Annotated in this window: 16 protein-coding genes; 11 read left to right on the top strand and 5 right to left on the bottom strand. The window is 52.3% G+C overall.

Going from position 1 to position 19,141, the window contains the following annotated elements; translation table 11 throughout:
* Positions 1-11 precede the first annotated feature (11 nt).
* Both NA197_RS15200 and opgB read left to right on the top strand, forming a co-directional pair.
* Positions 12-473, top strand: coding sequence for a DUF2501 domain-containing protein (locus tag NA197_RS15200; protein ID WP_001090314.1), 462 nt, complete (start codon positions 12-14; stop codon positions 471-473).
* A gap of 282 nt (positions 474-755) precedes the next feature.
* Positions 756-3,047, top strand: coding sequence for a phosphatidylglycerol--membrane-oligosaccharide glycerophosphotransferase (gene opgB, locus NA197_RS15195; RefSeq protein ID WP_001292725.1), 2,292 nt, complete (start codon positions 756-758; stop codon positions 3,045-3,047).
* Between the two features lie 167 nt (positions 3,048-3,214).
* On the opposite strand, the gene tsr is transcribed toward opgB, so the two are convergent.
* Positions 3,215-4,876: a methyl-accepting chemotaxis protein gene (gene tsr, locus NA197_RS15190; protein ID WP_000919511.1), complete on the bottom strand. Its 1,662-nt coding sequence runs from the start codon at positions 4,874-4,876 to the stop codon at positions 3,215-3,217.
* A gap of 366 nt (positions 4,877-5,242) precedes the next feature.
* On the opposite strand from tsr, the gene btsT reads away from it, so the two are divergent.
* From btsT to yjiA, 3 genes are all read left to right on the top strand, one after another.
* Complete coding sequence (btsT, locus tag NA197_RS15185) at positions 5,243-7,393, top strand: pyruvate/proton symporter BtsT (protein WP_023216448.1); 2,151 nt, start codon at positions 5,243-5,245, stop codon at positions 7,391-7,393.
* Between the two features lie 94 nt (positions 7,394-7,487).
* Positions 7,488-7,691, top strand: coding sequence for a YbdD/YjiX family protein (locus NA197_RS15180; RefSeq protein WP_000460616.1), 204 nt, complete (start codon positions 7,488-7,490; stop codon positions 7,689-7,691).
* A 10-nt stretch (positions 7,692-7,701) separates the two neighbouring features.
* Positions 7,702-8,658, top strand: a complete 957-nt coding sequence (yjiA, locus tag NA197_RS15175; protein WP_000187838.1) for a GTPase — start codon at positions 7,702-7,704, stop codon at positions 8,656-8,658.
* 74 nt (positions 8,659-8,732) lie between these two features.
* Here yjiA and NA197_RS15170 read toward each other — a convergent pair whose 3' ends face one another.
* The 3 genes from NA197_RS15170 to NA197_RS15160 all read right to left on the bottom strand — a co-directional run bounded on the left by NA197_RS15170 (position 8,733) and on the right by NA197_RS15160 (position 10,492).
* The gene (locus tag NA197_RS15170; protein ID WP_000063143.1) at positions 8,733-9,035 is read right to left on the bottom strand and encodes a BrnA antitoxin family protein; all 303 of its coding nucleotides are present in this window, start codon (positions 9,033-9,035) and stop codon (positions 8,733-8,735) included.
* On the bottom strand, positions 9,022-9,309 hold the full coding sequence (locus NA197_RS15165) for a BrnT family toxin (protein ID WP_001131963.1): 288 nt from the start codon (positions 9,307-9,309) through the stop codon (positions 9,022-9,024). Before NA197_RS15165 ends, NA197_RS15170 begins: the two co-directional genes overlap by 14 nt.
* A gap of 268 nt (positions 9,310-9,577) precedes the next feature.
* Complete coding sequence (locus NA197_RS15160; RefSeq protein WP_000290515.1) at positions 9,578-10,492, bottom strand: restriction endonuclease; 915 nt, start codon at positions 10,490-10,492, stop codon at positions 9,578-9,580.
* Between the two features lie 197 nt (positions 10,493-10,689).
* Here NA197_RS15160 and hsdR point away from each other — a divergent pair, with 197 nt between their 5' ends.
* The 5 genes from hsdR to NA197_RS15135 all read left to right on the top strand — a co-directional run bounded on the left by hsdR (position 10,690) and on the right by NA197_RS15135 (position 18,743).
* Positions 10,690-14,199, top strand: a complete 3,510-nt coding sequence (gene hsdR / locus NA197_RS15155) for a type I restriction-modification system endonuclease (RefSeq protein ID WP_064043459.1) — start codon at positions 10,690-10,692, stop codon at positions 14,197-14,199.
* A gap of 157 nt (positions 14,200-14,356) precedes the next feature.
* Positions 14,357-15,946, top strand: a complete 1,590-nt coding sequence (gene hsdM, locus NA197_RS15150; protein WP_023209296.1) for a type I restriction-modification system methyltransferase — start codon at positions 14,357-14,359, stop codon at positions 15,944-15,946.
* Positions 15,943-17,286, top strand: a complete 1,344-nt coding sequence (locus tag NA197_RS15145) for a restriction endonuclease subunit S (protein WP_064043457.1) — start codon at positions 15,943-15,945, stop codon at positions 17,284-17,286. Before hsdM ends, NA197_RS15145 begins: the two co-directional genes overlap by 4 nt.
* Before the next feature lie 349 nt (positions 17,287-17,635).
* The gene (gene symE, locus NA197_RS15140) at positions 17,636-17,968 is read left to right on the top strand and encodes an endoribonuclease SymE (RefSeq protein WP_045900346.1); all 333 of its coding nucleotides are present in this window, start codon (positions 17,636-17,638) and stop codon (positions 17,966-17,968) included.
* Positions 17,969-18,041: 73 nt separating this feature from the next.
* Positions 18,042-18,743 carry a hypothetical protein gene (locus NA197_RS15135; RefSeq protein ID WP_064043456.1) on the top strand — a complete coding sequence of 234 codons (702 nt, stop codon included), beginning with the start codon at positions 18,042-18,044 and terminating at the stop codon, positions 18,741-18,743.
* A 65-nt stretch (positions 18,744-18,808) separates the two neighbouring features.
* Here NA197_RS15135 and yjiS read toward each other — a convergent pair whose 3' ends face one another.
* The gene (gene yjiS / locus NA197_RS15130) at positions 18,809-18,973 is read right to left on the bottom strand and encodes a DUF1127 domain-containing protein YjiS (protein ID WP_000397917.1); all 165 of its coding nucleotides are present in this window, start codon (positions 18,971-18,973) and stop codon (positions 18,809-18,811) included.
* Between yjiS and NA197_RS15125 the strand changes: the two genes are divergently transcribed.
* Positions 18,940-19,083, top strand: a complete 144-nt coding sequence (locus NA197_RS15125; protein ID WP_064000779.1) for a hypothetical protein — start codon at positions 18,940-18,942, stop codon at positions 19,081-19,083. The genes yjiS and NA197_RS15125 overlap by 34 nt on opposite strands.
* The last annotated feature ends 58 nt before the right edge of the window (positions 19,084-19,141 follow it).

Genomic DNA, 19,141 nt, shown 5'->3' with positions numbered 1-19,141 from the left:
AGGTGATTACCATGAATACAGCGAAACATGTTCTGTGCTGCGCGGCGATCGCCAGCGTACTGATTTCCACCAGCGGTATTGCCGCCAGTCAGCTAAGCGCTCAGGGCGCGAACGCACAGCAGGGCGGGATGTCGCTTTCTGCGCTAACCGGTCTGCTCAGCAGAGGTGCCCAGTCGCTCAGCGCCGATAATATGAATAATGCCGCCGGTATTTTGCAGTACTGCGCCAAACAGAAACTGGCGTCCGCTACCAACGTGGAAAACGTTAAAAATCAGATTCTGAACAAGTTGGGGTTGGATACCACACAGCAGGAGCAGGACACTAACTACCTGAACGGCCTGCAAGGGTTGCTCAAGACGAAGGACGGCCAGCAGTTGAACCTCAATAATATCGGCAGTACGCCGCTGGCGGAAAAGGTGAAAACCAAAGCTTGCGATCTGGTGTTGCAGCAAGGGCTGAATTTCCTCTCCTGACTGCGTTTTTCTGACCGTGCGCCACGCCGGGACGCCCTGATAAAAGCCGTGTTTTGGCCCTTTACCCGCCAACACGGCATTAACCCGATTTTTCTCTTCGTCTTTTCCTGTTATTAACCGCTATGGCAGGAAGTGATGCCGATCAAAAAACCAACTTTCTAAACTCATTCTAAATAACAGCGCCGTGTAAAGTTATTAGAATTGCAGCAATGTGACATCGCTATTACATTGTTAGAAATTTTTTCCTGCCAGCGATAAGCCTGGTTTATTGAGGATCGTCAGTTGTCCGAGTTGCTCTCTGTCGCTCTGTTTCTCGCCTCTGTGCTGATATATGCCTGGAAGGCGGGCCGTAACACCTGGTGGTTTGCCGCCACTCTCACGGTGCTGGGACTTTTTGTCATTCTGAATATTACCCTGTATGCCAGCGACTATTTTACCGGCGACGGGATCAACGACGCAGTGCTTTATACGCTCACGAATAGTCTGACGGGAGCGGGAGTCGGCAAATATATTCTGCCGGGAATCGGCATTGCCCTGGCGTTAGTGGCGGTATTCGGCGCGCTGGGATGGGTACTACGCCGCCGCCGTCACCATCCTCATCATGTCGGTTACAGCCTGCTGGCGTTACTGCTGGCGTTGGGTTCGGTCGACGCCAGCCCGGCGTTTCGCCAGATTACCGAACTGGTAAAATCACAAATGCGCGATGGCGATCCGGATTTTGCCGTTTATTATAAAGAACCAGCAAAAACCATTCCTAATCCGAAGCTCAATCTGGTCTATATCTACGGCGAGAGCCTGGAACGGACCTATTTTGATAATGACGCTTTCCCCAATCTCACGCCAGAGTTGGGCGCGCTGAAAAATGAGGGGCTGGATTTCAGCCATACCATGCAACTGCCGGGAACGGATTACACCATCGCCGGGATGGTGGCTTCCCAGTGCGGTATTCCGCTGTTTGCGCCGTTTGAGGGCAATGCCTCAGCGTCGGTTTCCAGCTTCTTCCCGCAGAATATCTGCCTCGGCGATATTCTGAAAAACTCCGGCTACCAGAACTATTTCGTGCAGGGCGCTAACCTGCGTTTTGCCGGGAAAGACGTGTTCCTGAAATCACACGGATTTGATCATCTGTACGGCGCTGAAGAACTAAAAACGGTGGTGGCGGACCCGTCTTATCGTAACGACTGGGGCTTCTACGACGATACGGTACTTGATGAGGCATGGAAGAAATTTGAAGCGCTTTCCCGCTCAGGCCAGCGTTTTTCGCTGTTTACTCTGACCGTAGATACCCATCACCCGGACGGTTTTATCTCGCGGACCTGCAACCGCAAACGCTACGATTACGACGGTAAGCCCAACCAGTCCTTTAGCGCCGTAAGTTGCAGCCAGGAAAACATCGCCGAGTTTATCAACAAAATCAAAGCGTCACCGTGGTTTAAAGATACCGTTATCGTCGTCTCTTCCGACCATCTGGCGATGAACAATACGGCCTGGAAATACCTGAATAAGCAAGATCGCAACAATCTGTTTTTCATTCTGCGCGGCGATAAACCACAGCAGGAGACGCTGGCGGTCAAACGCAACACGATGGACAACGGCGCAACGGTGCTGGATATTCTCGGCGGCGATAATTTTATCGGTCTGGGACGTAGCAGCCTTTCCGGGCAGTCGCTGTCGGAAGTGTTCCTGAATGTAAAAGAGAAAGTGCTGGCGATGAAGCCGGATATCATTCGCCTGTGGAATTTCCCGAAAGAGATAAAAGATTTTACCGTCGATCGGGACAAAAACATGATCGCGTTTTCCGGGAGCCACTTCCGCCTGCCGTTACTACTGCGCGTATCGGATAAGCGCGTCGAGCCGTTACCGGAAAGTGAATACTCCGCTCCGCTACGGTTCCAGTTGGCCGACTTCGCCCCGCGCGATAATTTCGTTTGGATCGATCGCTGCTACAAAATGGCGCAGCTATGGGCGCCGGCGCTGGCGCTCTCTACCGACTGGTGCGTCTCGCAGGGGCAGCTTGGCGGGCAGCAAACCGTACAGCATGTCGATAAAGCGCAGTGGCAGGGTAAGACGGCGTTTAAAGACACGATGATCGATATGGAGCGCTACAAAGGCAACGTCGATACCTTAAAGATTGTCGATAACGATATTCGTTATAAAGCCGATAGCTTTATCTTTAATGTGGCGGGCGCGCCGGAGGAGGTGAAGCAGTTTAGCGGCATTTCCCGGCCGGAGTCCTGGGGGCGCTGGTCAAATGCGCAGTTGGGCGATGAGGTTAAAATCGAATATAAAGCGCCGCTGCCGAAAAAGTTTGATCTGGTGATCACCGCCAAAGCCTTCGGCGACAACGCGAATCGGCCGATTCCGGTACGCGTAGGCAACGAAGAACAGACGCTGGTGCTGGGTCACGATGTGTCCACTATCACGCTGCATTTCAACAACCCGACGGACGCGAATACCCTAGTCATTGCGCCGCCCGCTCCCGTCTCCACCAACGAAGGTAATATTTTGGGCCATTCGCCGCGCAAATTGGGGATTGGCATGGTGGAGATCAAAGTGGTGAATGTTGAGGGTTAAAAGAGAAGGTCATATATGCCGGGTGCGGCTACGCCTTACCCGGCCTACACATCATCTTTATCAATAAACTGGCGCACAGGCCTGATAAGCAAAGCGCCATCAGGCAAAAGTGTGAACATCTCATCCGGCCTACGGTCGTCTGTAGGCCGACTGTTCACCATACGCCCTTAAAACGTTTCCCAATTATCGCTGCCGTCGGCCACTGCGGCCTTTGGTGACGACACGGCTGCCGGGGTTTTTACCGCAGCCACTTCACGCGCACGCTGCTGTTGCTGGTGAATACGGAACACCGCGACGGCCTGGGTCAGACGGCTGGCTTGCTCTTCCAGCGCCGCAGCCGCGGCGGCGGACTCTTCCACCAGCGAGGCGTTCTGCTGCGTTACGCGATCCATCTCCGCTACCGCCAGGCCCACCTGGTCGATACCACGGCTTTGCTCGTCAGACGCCGAGGCAATCTCGCCCATAATGTCGGTCACGCGGGTCACTGCATTGACGATCTCATCCATGGTTTCACCGGCGCTTTCGACCAGCGTCGAACCTACATCAACACGGCTCACGGAATCCTCAATCAGACTCTTGATCTCCCGTGCCGCCTGCGCGCTACGCTGGGCCAGATTACGGACTTCACCGGCCACCACCGCGAACCCGCGTCCCTGCTCGCCTGCGCGCGCCGCTTCTACCGCCGCATTCAGCGCCAGAATATTGGTCTGGAAAGCAATACCGTCGATTACGCTGATAATATCGGCGATTTTCTGCGAACTGGAGGCGATATCGCGCATTGTTTGTACGACGTTATCCACTACTTTGCCGCCTTTTTGCGCTGTCTCTGACGCACTCAGCGCCAGATGGCTGGCCTGACGGGCGTTTTCGGCGTTCTGTTTCACGGTGGCGGTCAGTTGTTCCATACTGGCGGCGGTCTCTTCCAGAGACGCTGCCTGCTGCTCAGTACGGGAAGAGAGATCGTTGTTACCCATCGCAATCTCGCTGGCGCCGCTATAGATTGCATTCGCGCCGTTACGTACATCGCCCACGGTACGCATCAGTTCACTTTGCATATGACGCAGGTTTTCAGCCAACTGCCCCATTTCGTTGGAGCCTTCCACGTCGATACGCTTCACCAGATCGCCGCTGGCGATATGACGAATGCTTTCAATCAGACGATTCATCGGGGCGATAAGCGACAGTTTGATGCCGAACCAGACGGCGATAATGACCACCAGAACGGCAATCAGCACACTGACCAGTACCCACATCGCCTGGTTGTAGGAACTGTTGTTATCCTCAACAGCAATATCGTACAGACGATCGTTTTGCTGCATATAGGCCATGTACTGCTTCTCAAAAGCGTCCTGATAGCTTTGAGTCGGTTGATCAAAAAACTCGTTAATCTTACCCGCGCCAAGAAGCTGAATAAGCTCCGCCAACGCGCCGTGGTAGATATCATAGGTTCGTTTGATCTCAAGGAAAGCCGCTTCACTCTGACGTGGATCGCGCGGTAACGCCTCATACTGCGCCCAGTTTTTTTCGGTCAGCTTCAGCGTATTGGTCGCCCCCTGCATCAGTTCAGCGACAGTTGCGCCGCTGCCAATATTGCTCTGGTCCATCATCCAGCGGATACCCGCGCGATTCAGGGTATTACGCGTTTGCAACAGCTCCACCCAGGTTGCATTCAGGGCAGACTGCTGCTGACGAATAGTTTGCAATACGGTGAAGTTTTCTTTGTCATTCTTCAGCGAGTTGAAGAACAGCCCGCCGGATGTCAGTTGTAAAAGGCCAAATAGCGCCAATACCAGCAGTAAGCTGGTAACAATTTTAATTCGCTTTAACATGTTTTCTCTTTCCGCTAGACAGATACAGAATTTTCGGCCTGGAAAGGGAAAACTTTATGGGATGCGCGCCATTAATATCACGATTAGCTCAGTTAAGTCGTTATGACGCCCCGCGCAACAAGGATCGTCCCATTTTATATCGTGATCTCAATCACATAAAATAGCCCACGCCCTCCTCTGCGAAACCGCTTACCGGTACGTCCGACCGCTTAAACCGCCATACAACCACTCACTGATTTACCTAACTTTACGCGCGCGATGATCTGGCAAGATCCTCTCAGCATAGCAGTCAATCTACCTCCTCAAACACGAACTCAATGTCCACCCAGCTTCGGCTGATAATTAAACTTACAACCAGGTTTTACTATGGATACGAAAAAGATATTCAAGCACATACCCTGGGTGATTCTCGGAATCATCGGTGCTTTCTGCCTCTCGGTCGTTGCCCTACGTCGGGGTGAACACGTGAGCGCCCTGTGGATCGTAGTCGCTTCCGTTTCCGTCTATCTGGTGGCTTACCGCTACTACAGCCTGTACATCGCCCAGAAGGTCATGAAACTCGACCCGACGCGCGCGACACCGGCGGTTATCAATAACGACGGCCTGAACTACGTGCCGACTAACCGCTACGTGCTGTTTGGTCACCACTTCGCCGCCATCGCCGGCGCAGGTCCGCTGGTTGGGCCGGTATTGGCCGCGCAGATGGGCTATCTGCCGGGGACTCTGTGGCTGCTGGCGGGCGTGGTGCTTGCGGGCGCAGTGCAGGACTTTATGGTGCTGTTCATCTCTTCCCGCCGTAACGGCGCCTCTCTTGGCGAGATGATCAAAGAAGAGATGGGTACCGTTCCAGGCACCATCGCACTGTTCGGCTGCTTCTTAATCATGATCATCATCCTCGCGGTGCTGGCATTAATTGTGGTTAAAGCGCTGGCCGAAAGCCCGTGGGGCGTCTTCACCGTCTGCTCAACGGTGCCGATTGCGCTGTTTATGGGCATCTACATGCGCTTCCTGCGTCCGGGACGCGTAGGCGAAGTCTCCGTTATTGGTATCGTGCTGCTGGTGGCGTCTATTTACTTCGGCGGCGTGATTGCCCACGACCCTTACTGGGGCCCGGCGCTGACCTTTAAAGACACTACCATTACCTTCGCGCTGATCGGCTACGCATTTGTTTCCGCGCTGCTGCCGGTATGGCTGATCCTCGCCCCGCGCGACTATCTCGCTACCTTCCTGAAAATCGGCGTGATCGTCGGTCTGGCGCTGGGGATTGTGATCCTCAACCCGGAACTGAAAATGCCAGCGTTGACGCAGTATGTCGACGGTACCGGCCCGCTGTGGAAAGGCGCTCTGTTCCCGTTCCTGTTCATCACCATCGCCTGTGGCGCCGTCTCTGGCTTCCACGCGCTCATCTCTTCCGGCACCACGCCGAAACTGCTGGCCTGTGAGACCGATGCGCGTTTTATCGGCTACGGCGCGATGCTGATGGAGTCCTTTGTTGCGGTGATGGCGCTGGTGGCGGCCTCGATCATTGAACCGGGTCTCTACTTCGCGATGAATACCCCGCCGGCAGGTCTGGGCATTACCATGCCAAACCTGCACGAGATGGGCGGCGAGAACGCGCCGCTGATTATGGCGCAGTTGAAAGACGTTACCGCACATGCAGCGGCGACCGTCAGCTCCTGGGGCTTTGTGATTTCCCCGGAACAAATCCTGCAAACTGCGAAAGATATCGGTGAACCGTCAGTATTGAACCGCGCAGGCGGCGCGCCAACGCTGGCAGTAGGTATCGCGCACGTGTTCCACAAAGTCCTGCCGATGGCGGATATGGGCTTCTGGTATCACTTCGGTATTCTGTTCGAAGCACTGTTTATCCTGACCGCACTGGATGCGGGTACCCGTTCCGGCCGCTTTATGTTGCAGGATTTGCTGGGTAACTTCGTCCCGTTCCTGAAAAAAACCGATTCTCTGGTCGCGGGTATCATCGGTACCGCAGGCTGCGTCGGTTTGTGGGGCTATCTGCTGTATCAGGGCGTGGTCGACCCGCTGGGCGGCGTGAAGAGCCTGTGGCCGCTGTTCGGTATCTCTAACCAGATGCTGGCCGCCGTGGCGCTGGTGTTGAGCACCGTGGTACTGATCAAAATGCAGCGCACCAAATACATCTGGGTGACGGTAATTCCGGCGGTATGGCTGCTGATCTGCACCACCTGGGCGCTGGGCCTGAAACTGTTCAGCGCCAACCCACAGATGGAAGGTTTCTTCTACATGGCAAACCTGTATAAAGAGAAGATTGCCAACGACGCCAACCTGACCGCGCAGCAGATTGCCAACATGAACCATATCGTGGTGAACAACTACACTAACGCTGGTTTGAGTATTCTGTTCCTGGTGGTGGTGTACAGTATTATCTTCTACGGTTTCACCACCTGGATGAAGGTACGCAACAGCGATAAACGTACCGACAAAGAAACCCCGTATGTGCCCGTGCCGGAAGGCGGCGTGAAAATCTCTTCACACCACTAAAACTGATGCCGGGTAGCGCACAGCGCTCCCGGCTAATGTAGGCCGGATAAGGCGCAAGCCGCCATCCGGCTTTATTCATTAACAGGACGGCTGAATGTTTGATACTTTAGGTCAGGCAAAAAAATATCTCGGCCAGGCAGCAAAAATGTTGATTGGTATTCCGGACTACGACAACTATGTCGAGCACATGAAAACCAACCATCCCGACAAGCCGTACATGACCTATGAAGAGTTCTTCCGCGAACGTCAACAAGCACGTTACGGCGGCGATGGCAAAGGCGGTATGCGCTGTTGTTAATGGAGAGACTATGACCCCGATTGCAGTTACCCTACTTACCGGTTTTCTTGGTGCCGGCAAAACCACCCTACTACGCCATATCCTCAACGAACAACATGGTTTTAAAATCGCCGTTATCGAAAACGAATTTGGCGAAGTCTCCGTTGACGATCAACTGATTGGCGATCGCGCCACACAGATCAAAACCCTGACTAACGGCTGCATCTGCTGTACCCGCTCCAACGAGCTGGAAGATGCGCTATTAGACCTGCTCGACAGCCGCGACCGCGGCGATATTGCTTTCGACCGCCTGGTGATTGAATGCACCGGCATGGCTGACCCCGGCCCGATTATTCAGACCTTTTTCTCGCATGACGTATTATGCGAACGCTACCTGTTAGACGGCGTGATTGCGCTGGTCGACGCGGTGCACGCTAACGAGCAGATGAACCAGTTCACCATCGCCCAGTCGCAGATAGGCTACGCCGACCGTATCCTGTTGACCAAAACCGACGTGGCAGGCGACAGCGAGAAACTGCGCGAGAGGCTGGCGCGTATCAACGCCCGCGCCCCGGTTTACACCGTGGTACACGGCGATATTGACCTGAGTCAGTTGTTTAATACCAGCGGCTTTATGCTGGAAGAGAACGTGCTGGCAAGCCAACCGCGTTTCCACTTTATTGCCGATAAACAGAACGATGTATCGTCAATTGTGGTGGAGCTGGATTACCCGGTGGATATCAGCGAGGTGTCGCGGGTGATGGAAAACCTGCTGCTGGAATCAGCGGATAAACTGCTGCGTTACAAAGGGATGCTGTGGATCGACGGCGAACCCAACCGCCTGCTGTTCCAGGGCGTGCAGCGTCTCTACAGCGCCGACTGGGACAGACCGTGGGGCGACGAAACGCCGCACAGCACGCTAGTGTTTATCGGGATCCAGTTGCCGGAAGACGAGATCAGAGCGGCGTTTGCGGGGTTAAGGAAGTAACCATTAAGCGCTTATCTGGCCTGGCGGGAATTTGTAGGCCGGATAAGGCGCAGCCGCCATCCGGCATCTTCGGGCTATTTCTTATTTTGCTCGCGCAGCATCGCCTCGCGCAGAATGGCATTGAGCCGCGTCTGGTAGCCTTTTCCTGGCCGTTTCAGCCACTCCATCACATCGGCGTCAATACGCACCGAGGCCTGAGTTTTTAACGGGCGAAAAAACTTACCACGCACTGCTTCAGACCACTGCCCATCCTCCGAAGCGGGAATGTCGCTGTAATCAATCTCATCATCTGATTTTTTCACCAGCGCCTTCAGTTCAGCCTCATGCTGAGCACTCAGCGCGGATGCGTTGCCGCGTTTATGTTTAACCATGCTCATAACGATTCCTCTCTTTTCTGTCTGCCTTGCGAGCGCTGATGATACGGATAACTTCAAAACCACTTTCGAACCGAACGCTATGAGCAACCAGAATGACCACAATGCCATGAACAAGGCCGAGGGTCTGCCAACGATATTCTCCATTTTCATAACGCTCCTGACGTGACAGGTGTCGGGGATCGTCAAACACCAGTACCGCATCCTCAAAGCGGACACCGTGCTTCCTCAGGTTGCTTTTAGCCTTGTTCGCATCCCATTCAAACTCCATCGGCATGTGTTTTCCCTAATTGTATATACAATAATGTATATACAATTATCTTACGATTATACCTGGATTGTTGGAAATAGCTTCACAATTGGCGTATTCGAGATAAAAGAAAATTGACCAGAAGAGTAGGCCGCAGAAGGCGCAGCCGCTATCCGGCATGGGTTTAGGCTGATACGCAGCCATAGAAAGTCACGTGATTTCTGGGCGAGAGGAAACACTGGTGCCCACAACGTGATCCATCTCAATTACCCGCAATCAGGTTCCAGCGTTACCACTACTCAAAGTAATCCATATCGAGCTTTGGCAACTTGAGTAAACGTGAGGATACGCCAATATCATTATCAATCATCAGATGCACCAGCCTGTCGCCATCCACCAGCACCAGACCTTCAACTTTGTTAGCATAGTCTCTGGCATGCGCCGTAAAGCCTGAGGTGGTAATAAAGACGCCACGTTTCACTTTTTGCTCAGGCAATGCACCATAAAAGCCCCTGACTTCAGCGCTCCCGACGGTGCCTTTCCAGCGTTTGGCCTGAACGTAGACTTTTTCCAGCCCGAGCTTATCGAGAGAGATAATACCGTCAATGCCGCCATCGCCGGTTCCCCCGACGCGCTGCAAATCACCGCGATGACCGCCATATCCCAGGCGGTGCAACACATCTAACACAATCACTTCAAAACGCGCCGGCGAAACCTGAAGCAGGTTCTCCAGCAATTCTTCGGCAACAGATTCACGAATCTCATTGAGCGCTTGCTCCAGGCGATCGTCCGGGCTGCTTCTGGCAAGCTCATCATCCTCAATCGATTCTGGCTGTGGATCTAACGCCACCGCGTCTGCCGGCTTACTGAGCTTTACGCCGTTAAAATCACAAGCAAAATGACTCACTTCCTGCTCGGTCATCGGCTGCGGATGCGAGGCAACCCAGCTCATTCCCGCTGGTGTTAAACACCATTTTCCCCGAGATAGGCTCTGCGATAACCCGGCGCGTTTGAGACGATCGTGCGCCCAACCGGTGCGGTTCTGGTACGTCAGTTGTCCACTGGTAATCACCTCTGCACGCTGCTGCTCATTTAACCCAAGCATTTCGGCTGCAGCTTCACGCACTTCTCTGACCAAAGCGCCCTCGGGTCGAGTGGCCAGAAAACGCAACACTGGTTCAATAAATTTGTCATATGTTGGAACAGCCATAAATCCATCCCTGCTATTGATATAGATTAGATACCCCGCCGGAGAACGATACTCTTCAGGAAAACATTAGGAAAGAAGCAGTTACTCTCTGATTGTTCGTTGATCACACACAATATGAAGTCTACCATGGGTCTGTTATTTTCCCTTTACGGCACAAGGTAATAACGTCTTCCCGCTCAGGAACCGGATAGATAAAAATGAACAAATCTAACTTCGACTTTCTCAAAGGCGTCAACGACTTCATTTACGCCATCGCCTGCGCGGCGGAAAACAACTATCCGGACGATCCTAATACCACTCTGATAAAAATGCGCATGTTTGGCGAAGCCACCGCGAAACATCTCGGCCAGTTGCTGGATATACCCGTCTGCGAAAACCAGCATGACCTGCTGCGCGAACTGGGCAAGATTGCGTTTATTGATGACAGCATCCTTTCTGTTTTCCATAAGCTGCGCCGTATCGGTAACCTGGCCGTCCACGAATTTCATAACGATCTGGACGATGCCCAGATGTGCCTGCGGCTCGGGTTCCGCCTCAGCGTCTGGTACTACCGACTGGTGACCAAAGATTACGATTTCCCGGTGCCGATGTTTGTTCTGCCAGAACACGGCGAGAATCTTTATCACCAGGAAGTGCTGACGCTGAAACAACAGTTGGAACGTCAGGCGCAAGAGAAAGTACAAAGTCAGGCCGAGCTGGAAGCTCAGCAGCAAAGACTGGTTGCGCTCAACGGCTACATTGCCATCCTTGAGGGCAAACAGCAGGAAACCGAAGCCCAGACCAAAGCACGTCTGGCCGCGCTGGAGGCACAGCTTGCGGCAAAAGATGCCGAACTGGCGAAGCAAACCGAACAGGAACGTAAGGCCTATCACAAAGAGATCACCGATCAGGCTATCAAGCGCACGCTGAATCTCAGCGAAGAAGAGAGCCGCTTCCTGATCGACGCCCAGTTGCGTAAAGCGGGCTGGCAGGCCGACAGTAAAACGCTGCGCTTTGCCAAAGGCGCTCGCCCGGAACCCGGCGTCAATAAAGCGATTGCCGAATGGCCAACGGGTACAGATGAAACGGGAAAAACAGGCTTTGCCGATTACGTATTGTTCGTTGGCCTGAAGCCCATCGCCGTCGTTGAAGCGAAACGCAAAAATACCGATGTCTCCAGCAAGCTCAACGAGTCTTACCGTTACAGCAAATACTTCGATAACGGGTTTTTACGCGACACGCTGCTGGAGCACTACGCTCCCGACGACGTACACGAAGCCGTGCCGGAGTATGAAATCAGTTGGCAGGACACCAGCGGCAAACAGCGCTTTAAAATCCCCTTCTGCTACTCCACCAACGGGCGCGAATACCGCGCGGCGATGAAGACCAAAAGCGGTATCTGGTATCGCGACGTCCGCCACACCACCAATATGTCGAAAGCGCTGCCGGAATGGCATCGCCCGGAAGAACTGGTCGCCATGCTGGGCAGCGATCCGCAGAAACAAAATCAGTGGTTTGCCGAAAACCCCGGAATGAGCGAACTCGGCCTGCGCTATTACCAGGAAGATGCCGTCCGCGCGGTGGAACAGGCTATCGTTAACGGTCAGCAACACATCCTGCTGGCAATGGCGACCGGTACCGGTAAAACCCGTACCGCCATCGCTCTGATGTTCCGCTTGATCCAGTCGCAGCGTTTCAAGCGCGTGCTGTTTCTGGTCGACCGTCGCTCGCTTGGCGAACAGGCGCTGGGGTCGTTTGAAGACACGCGCATTAACGGCGACACCTTTAACAGCATTTTTGATATCAAAGGGTTGACCGACAAATTCCCGGAAGACAGCACCAAAATTCACGTCGCCACGGTGCAGTCACTGGTCAAGCGTACGCTGCAATCCGATGAGCCAATGCCGGTTGGCCGCTACGACTGTATCGTCGTCGATGAAGCACACCGCGGCTACATTCTCGATAAAGAGCAAACCGAGGGCGAGCTGCAGTTCCGCAGCCAGCTGGATTACGTTTCCGCCTACCGTCGCATTCTCGACCATTTCGACGCGGTAAAAATCGCCCTGACCGCCACGCCAGCGCTGCACACGGTGGATATTTTCGGCGAGCCGGTTTACCGCTACACCTACCGTACGGCGGTGATCGACGGTTACCTGATCGATCAGGATCCCCCTATTCAGATCGTCACCCGCAACGCACAGGATGGGGTCTATCTTTCCGAGGGTGAACAGGTGGAACGCCTGAACCCACAGGGCGAGCTGATCAACGACACGCTGGCCGACGATCAGGATTTTGAGGTCGCCGATTTTAACCGTGGCCTGGTGATCCCGGCGTTTAACCGCGCGGTATGCGGCGAGCTCACCAAATATCTGGATCCCACCGGGCAGCAAAAAACGCTGGTGTTCTGCGTCACCAACGCCCATGCCGATATGGTGGTCGACGAACTGCGTACCGCGTTTAAGAAAAAGTATCCGCAGCTTGAGCACGACGCGATCATCAAGATCACCGGTGATGCCGATAAAGACGCGAAGAAAGTGCAAAGCATGATCGTCCGCTTTAACAAAGAGCGGCTGCCCAATATCGTGGTCACCGTCGATCTGCTGACTACCGGCGTGGATATCCCGTCTATCTGCAATATCGTGTTTCTGCGCAAAGTCAAAAGCCGCATTCTCTACGAGCAGATGAAAGGACGCGCCACGCGTCTGTGCCCGTCAGTAGGGAAAACCAGCTTTAAGATTTTCGACTGCGTCGATATCTACAGCTCGCTGGAAAGCGTCGATACCATGCGCCCGGTGGTCGTGCGTCCGCAGGTGGAGCTGCAAACGCTGGTCAACGAAATTACCGACTCAGAAACCTACAAAACTATCGAAGCGGATGGCCGCAGTTTTGCTGAACACAGCCATGAACAGCTGGTTGCTAAACTACAGCGGATTATCGGTCTTGCCACCTATAACCGTGACCGCAGCGAAACGGTGGATAAGCAAGTACGTCGTCTGGACGAACTGTGCCTGGATGCCGCGGGCGTTAACTTTGGTGGTCTGGCTTCGCGCCTGCGGGAAAAAGGGCCGCACTGGAGCGCCGAGATTTTCAATAAGCTTCCTGGTTTTATCGCCCGCCTCGAAAGGCTGAAAACCGATATCAACGCCCTGCGCGATGCGCCGATCTTCCTCGATATTGACGATGAGGTGGTGAGCGTCAAATCGCTGTACGGCGACTACGATACGCCGCAGGATTTTCTCGAAGCGTTCGATGCGCTGGTGCAGCACGCCCCTAACGCCCAGCCGGCGCTGCAGGCGGTGATCAATCGTCCGCGTGACCTCACCCGTAAAGGGCTGGTGGAATTGCAGGAGTGGTTTGACCGCCAGCATTTTGAAGAGTCCTCTCTGCGCAGCGCGTGGAAAGAAACACGCAATGAAGATATTGCCGCCCGCCTGATCGGCCATATCCGCCGTGCGGCGGTGGGCGATGCGCTCAAACCGTTCGACGAGCGTGTCGATCACGCGCTGGCGCGTATCAAAGGCGAGAACGACTGGAGCCCTGAGCAGCTAAGCTGGCTCGACCGTTTAGCGCAGGCGCTGAAAGAGAAAGTGGTGCTCGACGACGATGTCTTCAAAACCGGCAATTTCCACCGCCGCGGCGGTAAACCCATGTTACAGCGCACCTTTGACGACAACCTCGACAGCGTGCTGGATAAGTTCAGCGATTATATCTGGGACGAGCTGGCTTAAGAGGGTATCATCCCCGTTTTCGCCGGATGGCGGCGATGCCTTATCCGGCCTACACGTAACCCTGTAGGCCTGATAAGCGAAGCGCCATCAGGCATCTGAAATGCTCAATCACTTTTGCGACCCACAATGGTGGTCGCCATGTCAAATGGGATCTTCAATGAACAATAACGATCTGGTCGCCAAACTGTGGAAACTGTGCGACAACCTGCGCGACGGCGGCGTCTCCTATCAAAACTACGTCAATGAACTCGCCTCGCTGCTGTTTTTGAAAATGTGCAAAGAAACCGGCCAGGAAGCGGACTACCTGCCGGAAGGCTACCGCTGGGATGACCTGAAATCGCGCATTGGCCAGGAGCAGTTGCAGTTTTACCGCAACCTGCTGGTACATCTGGGCGCGGACGAGAAAAAGCTGGTGCAGGCGGTGTTCCAGAACGTCAACACCACCATCACCCAACCAAAGCAGCTGACCGAACTGGTGAGCAGTATGGACTCACTGGACTGGTACAACGGCGCTCACGGCAAGTCCCGCGATGACTTCGGCGATATGTACGAAGGGCTGCTGCAGAAGAACGCTAACGAAACCAAATCCGGCGCGGGCCAGTACTTCACCCCGCGTCCGCTGATCAAAACCATTATTCATCTGCTGAAGCCGCAGCCGCGTGAAGTGGTACAAGACCCGGCCGCCGGGACCGCAGGCTTTTTGATTGAAGCCGACCGCTACGTGAAGTCGCAGACTAACGATCTGGATGACCTTGATGGCGACGCTCAGGATTTCCAGATCCACCGCGCGTTTATCGGCCTTGAACTGGTGCCCGGCACCCGCCGTCTGGCGCTGATGAACTGTCTGCTGCACGATATTGAAGGCAACCTCGACCACGGCGGCGCCATCCGTCTGGGCAACACGCTGGGCAGCGACGGCGAGAATTTACCGCAGGCCGATATCGTCGCCACCAACCCGCCGTTTGGCAGCGCCGCGGGCACCAACATTACCCGCACCTTCGTGCACCCGACCAGCAACAAACAGCTGTGCTTTATGCAGCATATTATTGAAACCCTGCGCCCCGGCGGCCGCGCGGCGGTGGTGGTGCCGGATAACGTGCTGTTTGAAGGCGGCAAGGGCACCGATATTCGTCGCGACCTGATGGACAAATGCCATCTGCACACCATCCTGCGCCTGCCGACCGGCATCTTTTACGCCCAGGGCGTCAAAACCAACGTGCTGTTCTTTACCAAAGGCACGGTCGCCAATCCGCATCAGGATAAAAACTGTACCAACGATGTGTGGGTGTATGACCTGCGTACCAATATGCCGAGCTTTGGCAAGCGCACGCCGTTTACCGAACAGCACCTGCAGCCGTTTGAAACCGTCTACGGCGAAGATCCGCACGGCTTAAGCCCGCGTACCGAAGGCGAGTGGAGCTTTAACGCCGAAGAGAGCGAAGTCGCCGACAGCGAAGAGAACAAGAACACCGACCAGCACCAGGCCACCAGCCGTTGGCGCAAGTTCAGCCGCGAATGGATCCGAACGGCAAAATCCGATTCGCTGGATATCTCCTGGCTGAAGGATAAGGACAGCATCGACGCCGACAGCCTGCCGGAACCGGACGTGCTGGCGGCAGAGGCGATGGGCGAGCTGGTACAGGCGCTAGGCGAGCTGGATGCATTGATGCGCGAGCTGGGCGCGGGCGATGAGGCGGATGCGCAGCGTCAGTTGTTGAATGAGGCGTTTGGCGAGGTGAAGGCATGAGTTTAAAAAATATTCCAACGAATTGGTGTGTAAGTACAATTGGTGATATTAATAATTATAACTCATTAACTTTTAACCCAAAATCGTTCCAAGAGGACACATTCGAGTTGTATAGTGTCCCCAGTTTTGCATCTGGTTCCCCAGAAGTGCTCTTGGGAAAGGATATAGCTTCCAATAAACAATATATTAAGTTTAAAGATATTTTATTATGCAAGATTAATCCTCGTATTAATCGTGTGTGGTGCGTAAAAGAAAACACAGAGTTCCCTCAAATAGGTTCATCAGAATGGATTGTAATTAGGCAACCGTTAATTCATGAGGGTTTTTTGACCTATTTTTTACAAACACAATCTTTTAGAGATCTGCTTTGCTCCGATGTTTCTGGAGTTGGTGGTTCCCTTACAAGAGCGCAGCCCAAAAGAGTCGCTACATACCATGTTCCTATAGCTCCTTTTCAGGAGCAAAAAATAATCGCCGAAAAACTCGATACGCTGCTGGCGCAGGTAGACAGCACCAAAGCACGTCTTGAGCTAATCCCACAAATTCTGAAACGTTTTCGTCAGGCTGTATTACGTGCAGCAGTTACGGGAAGACTAATAGATAAAGATTTTACAAATTTAGTTACAAATATTGGCTCTCATGTATCCATTGATATTGGAAATGCTTTCAAGAGTGCTGAGTTCAGTGAAGATGGGATCCCTTTATTGAGAGGACAGAATATTGAACCAGGCGCATTGCGATGGGATGATACAAAAAAATTTCCTGCAGAAAAACTAGAGCTATTTAGCCATTTATTTATAAATGAGAATGACATTATCCTAGCAATGGATCGTCCTATAATTTCTAGTGGATTAAAGCTCGCAAAAGCAAAAAAATCGGATTTACCATGTGTTCTCGTGCAGCGTGTCGCTCGATTTAAAGATTACCGAGATCTTTTACCAGAGTATTTATATATAGCATTGAGTGGTTTAGATTTTGAAAATTATATCCAACCTAATCAAACGGGAAGCGATATTCCGCATATCAGCGGGAAGCAAATTTTAAATTTTAAATGTTCTATACCACCTCATGATGATCAACTCGAAATCGTCCGCCGCGTCGAACAACTCTTTGCCTGGGCCGACACCATTGAAAAACAGGTCAACAACGCTCTGACCCGCGTCAACAGCCTCACCCAGTCAATCCTGGCGAAGGCCTTCCGCGGCGAGCTGACCGCCCAGTGGCGTGCGGAAAACCCAAGTCTTATCAGCGGTGAAAACAGCGCCGCCGCCCTGCTGGAAAAAATTAAGGCCGAACGCGCCGCCAGCGGCGGTAAAAAAACCTCGCGTAAAAAAGCCTGACGCTTATTTCAAGCGCACCTGAACCGTGCGCTTTTTTACACTTCATCCTTCAAGCTGCCTCGGCGTTGGCTGCGTTCGCTCACCCCAGTCACGTATTTATATACGCTCCTGGGGACTCGCTCTCTTGCCGCCTTGGTGCAACTCGAATGATTTTGTGTATATTATTTTTCGCAATCATAACCGTCAAAAATATATCCAGTTCCTTCCTGAATACTCCTATTACAGTCTATTTTCAGCTGGACTTTTCTTTTATTTACTGATGATATATCCAGGTATTTAGCGCGGTGCGAGCGTGCGCCAACACGCCCGCACCGCTAATCACAATCACTATTAATCAGGAATAGAGACCATGACTACCCCGCATTCTATTGCAGAATTCACCGATCCAGAAGTGTCCCCGACAAATAAGCGTCGCTTGACCGTGAGTTATGCGAGCCGCTATCCAGAATACACTCGTATTCCCGCCATTACCCTGAAAGGCCAGTGGCTGGAAGCCGCCGGTTTCGCCACCGGTACCGAGGTGGATGTGAGGGTGATGAACGGCTGTATTGTGCTCACGGCACAGCAGCCGCAACCAGAAGAAAGCGAGTTGATGCAGTCGCTGCGCCAGGTGAGCAAGCTATCGGCGCGTAAGCAAAAGCAGGTGCAGGCGTTTATCGACGTGATGGCAGGTTCTAAGTAAACGCATAAAATAAGCTGGCAAAGAACCCTTGCCAGCTTTAATTATAATTCATATCAATGAGTGAAGGAAAATCATGCGGCTAAAAGTAAAAGAAAACATTACGCTTTGGAGAAATGAAGGTTTAATTGCTTATGTCGCCCTTGGATTTCTATGTACTTTTTTTATGGAGGTCAACGCTCTATTGCCATACTATCTTCAGCAAAGTATATTTTTCGAAACGCTGATGAGCTACATGGCCTTCAATACGTTATTTTCGCTTGCTTTATCTGAGATTTTTTTTGCGATGTTGGTAGTTATTTGTCATAACACTAAACTGGAAAAGATCACAAATAGTATTTTGCAAGAGTTGCATAAAAGAATTATGCAAGGTTCTTTCATTATATCCTTCTTATGCTTCGGAATATTTCTATTTTGTGTGATGGCATTCTGTATTGGTTCGCTAACAATAAATAATAATTACTATGGGAAACATGTCATAAATTTTGCTTGCCTATTTGTTTTATTTCTATCTTTTCCTTATCTTATACATAAGGGTATAACAATCCTGTGTACTCTATTAAAAGCATTTCCCAAACACAAAATTCATGCAGCAATAATAATATTATTGATAATTGCAGCCGCGATTATCATCCCTGGCATATTTAACAAAAAAGAAAAAATGACTATAACCATTGATAAGGAAAAATATCATGCGATTGAGCAAAAAACCAAAATAAAACCAGAAAAATACATTGAGAAAAAGATTAATGACATTAATATAAATGATATAAAATAGTGAGCACGCATAACATAAGGGCATAGTAATATACCTTTAATTACTATTGCCCTTGAATAGATTCACTATTCCACATCCTTCCTTTCCAACCCAATATCCCTTAACTGCTCGTCACTCATTCGTCGCAGCGCCTGACAGGCCCGCTTACGCAGCCACCATCTTTTTAGCGCCCGTCTGAGCTGCACAAAGCCAATAAATGGTTGCCTGGGGCGGTTCTCGTAAAATTCCATACCGGCCTCCGCATAGAACAGAAAATGCGGGCATCATGAATGTCTGTACAAACAATATCGGGATAAAAAGCACGGTTAGTGCAACGTGGATAAATAAGGAGGGCGATTGAAGGTGTTTTGTTCGCTTATTTCGTTCTGATTTAAGATCCGCGTCCTTCGCTGCAAAAA

The organism is Salmonella sp. NW884, from assembly GCF_051700745.1.
Lineage (GTDB): Bacteria > Pseudomonadota > Gammaproteobacteria > Enterobacterales > Enterobacteriaceae > Salmonella > Salmonella enterica.
This window is presented reverse-complemented; position numbering and strand designations above follow the sequence as displayed.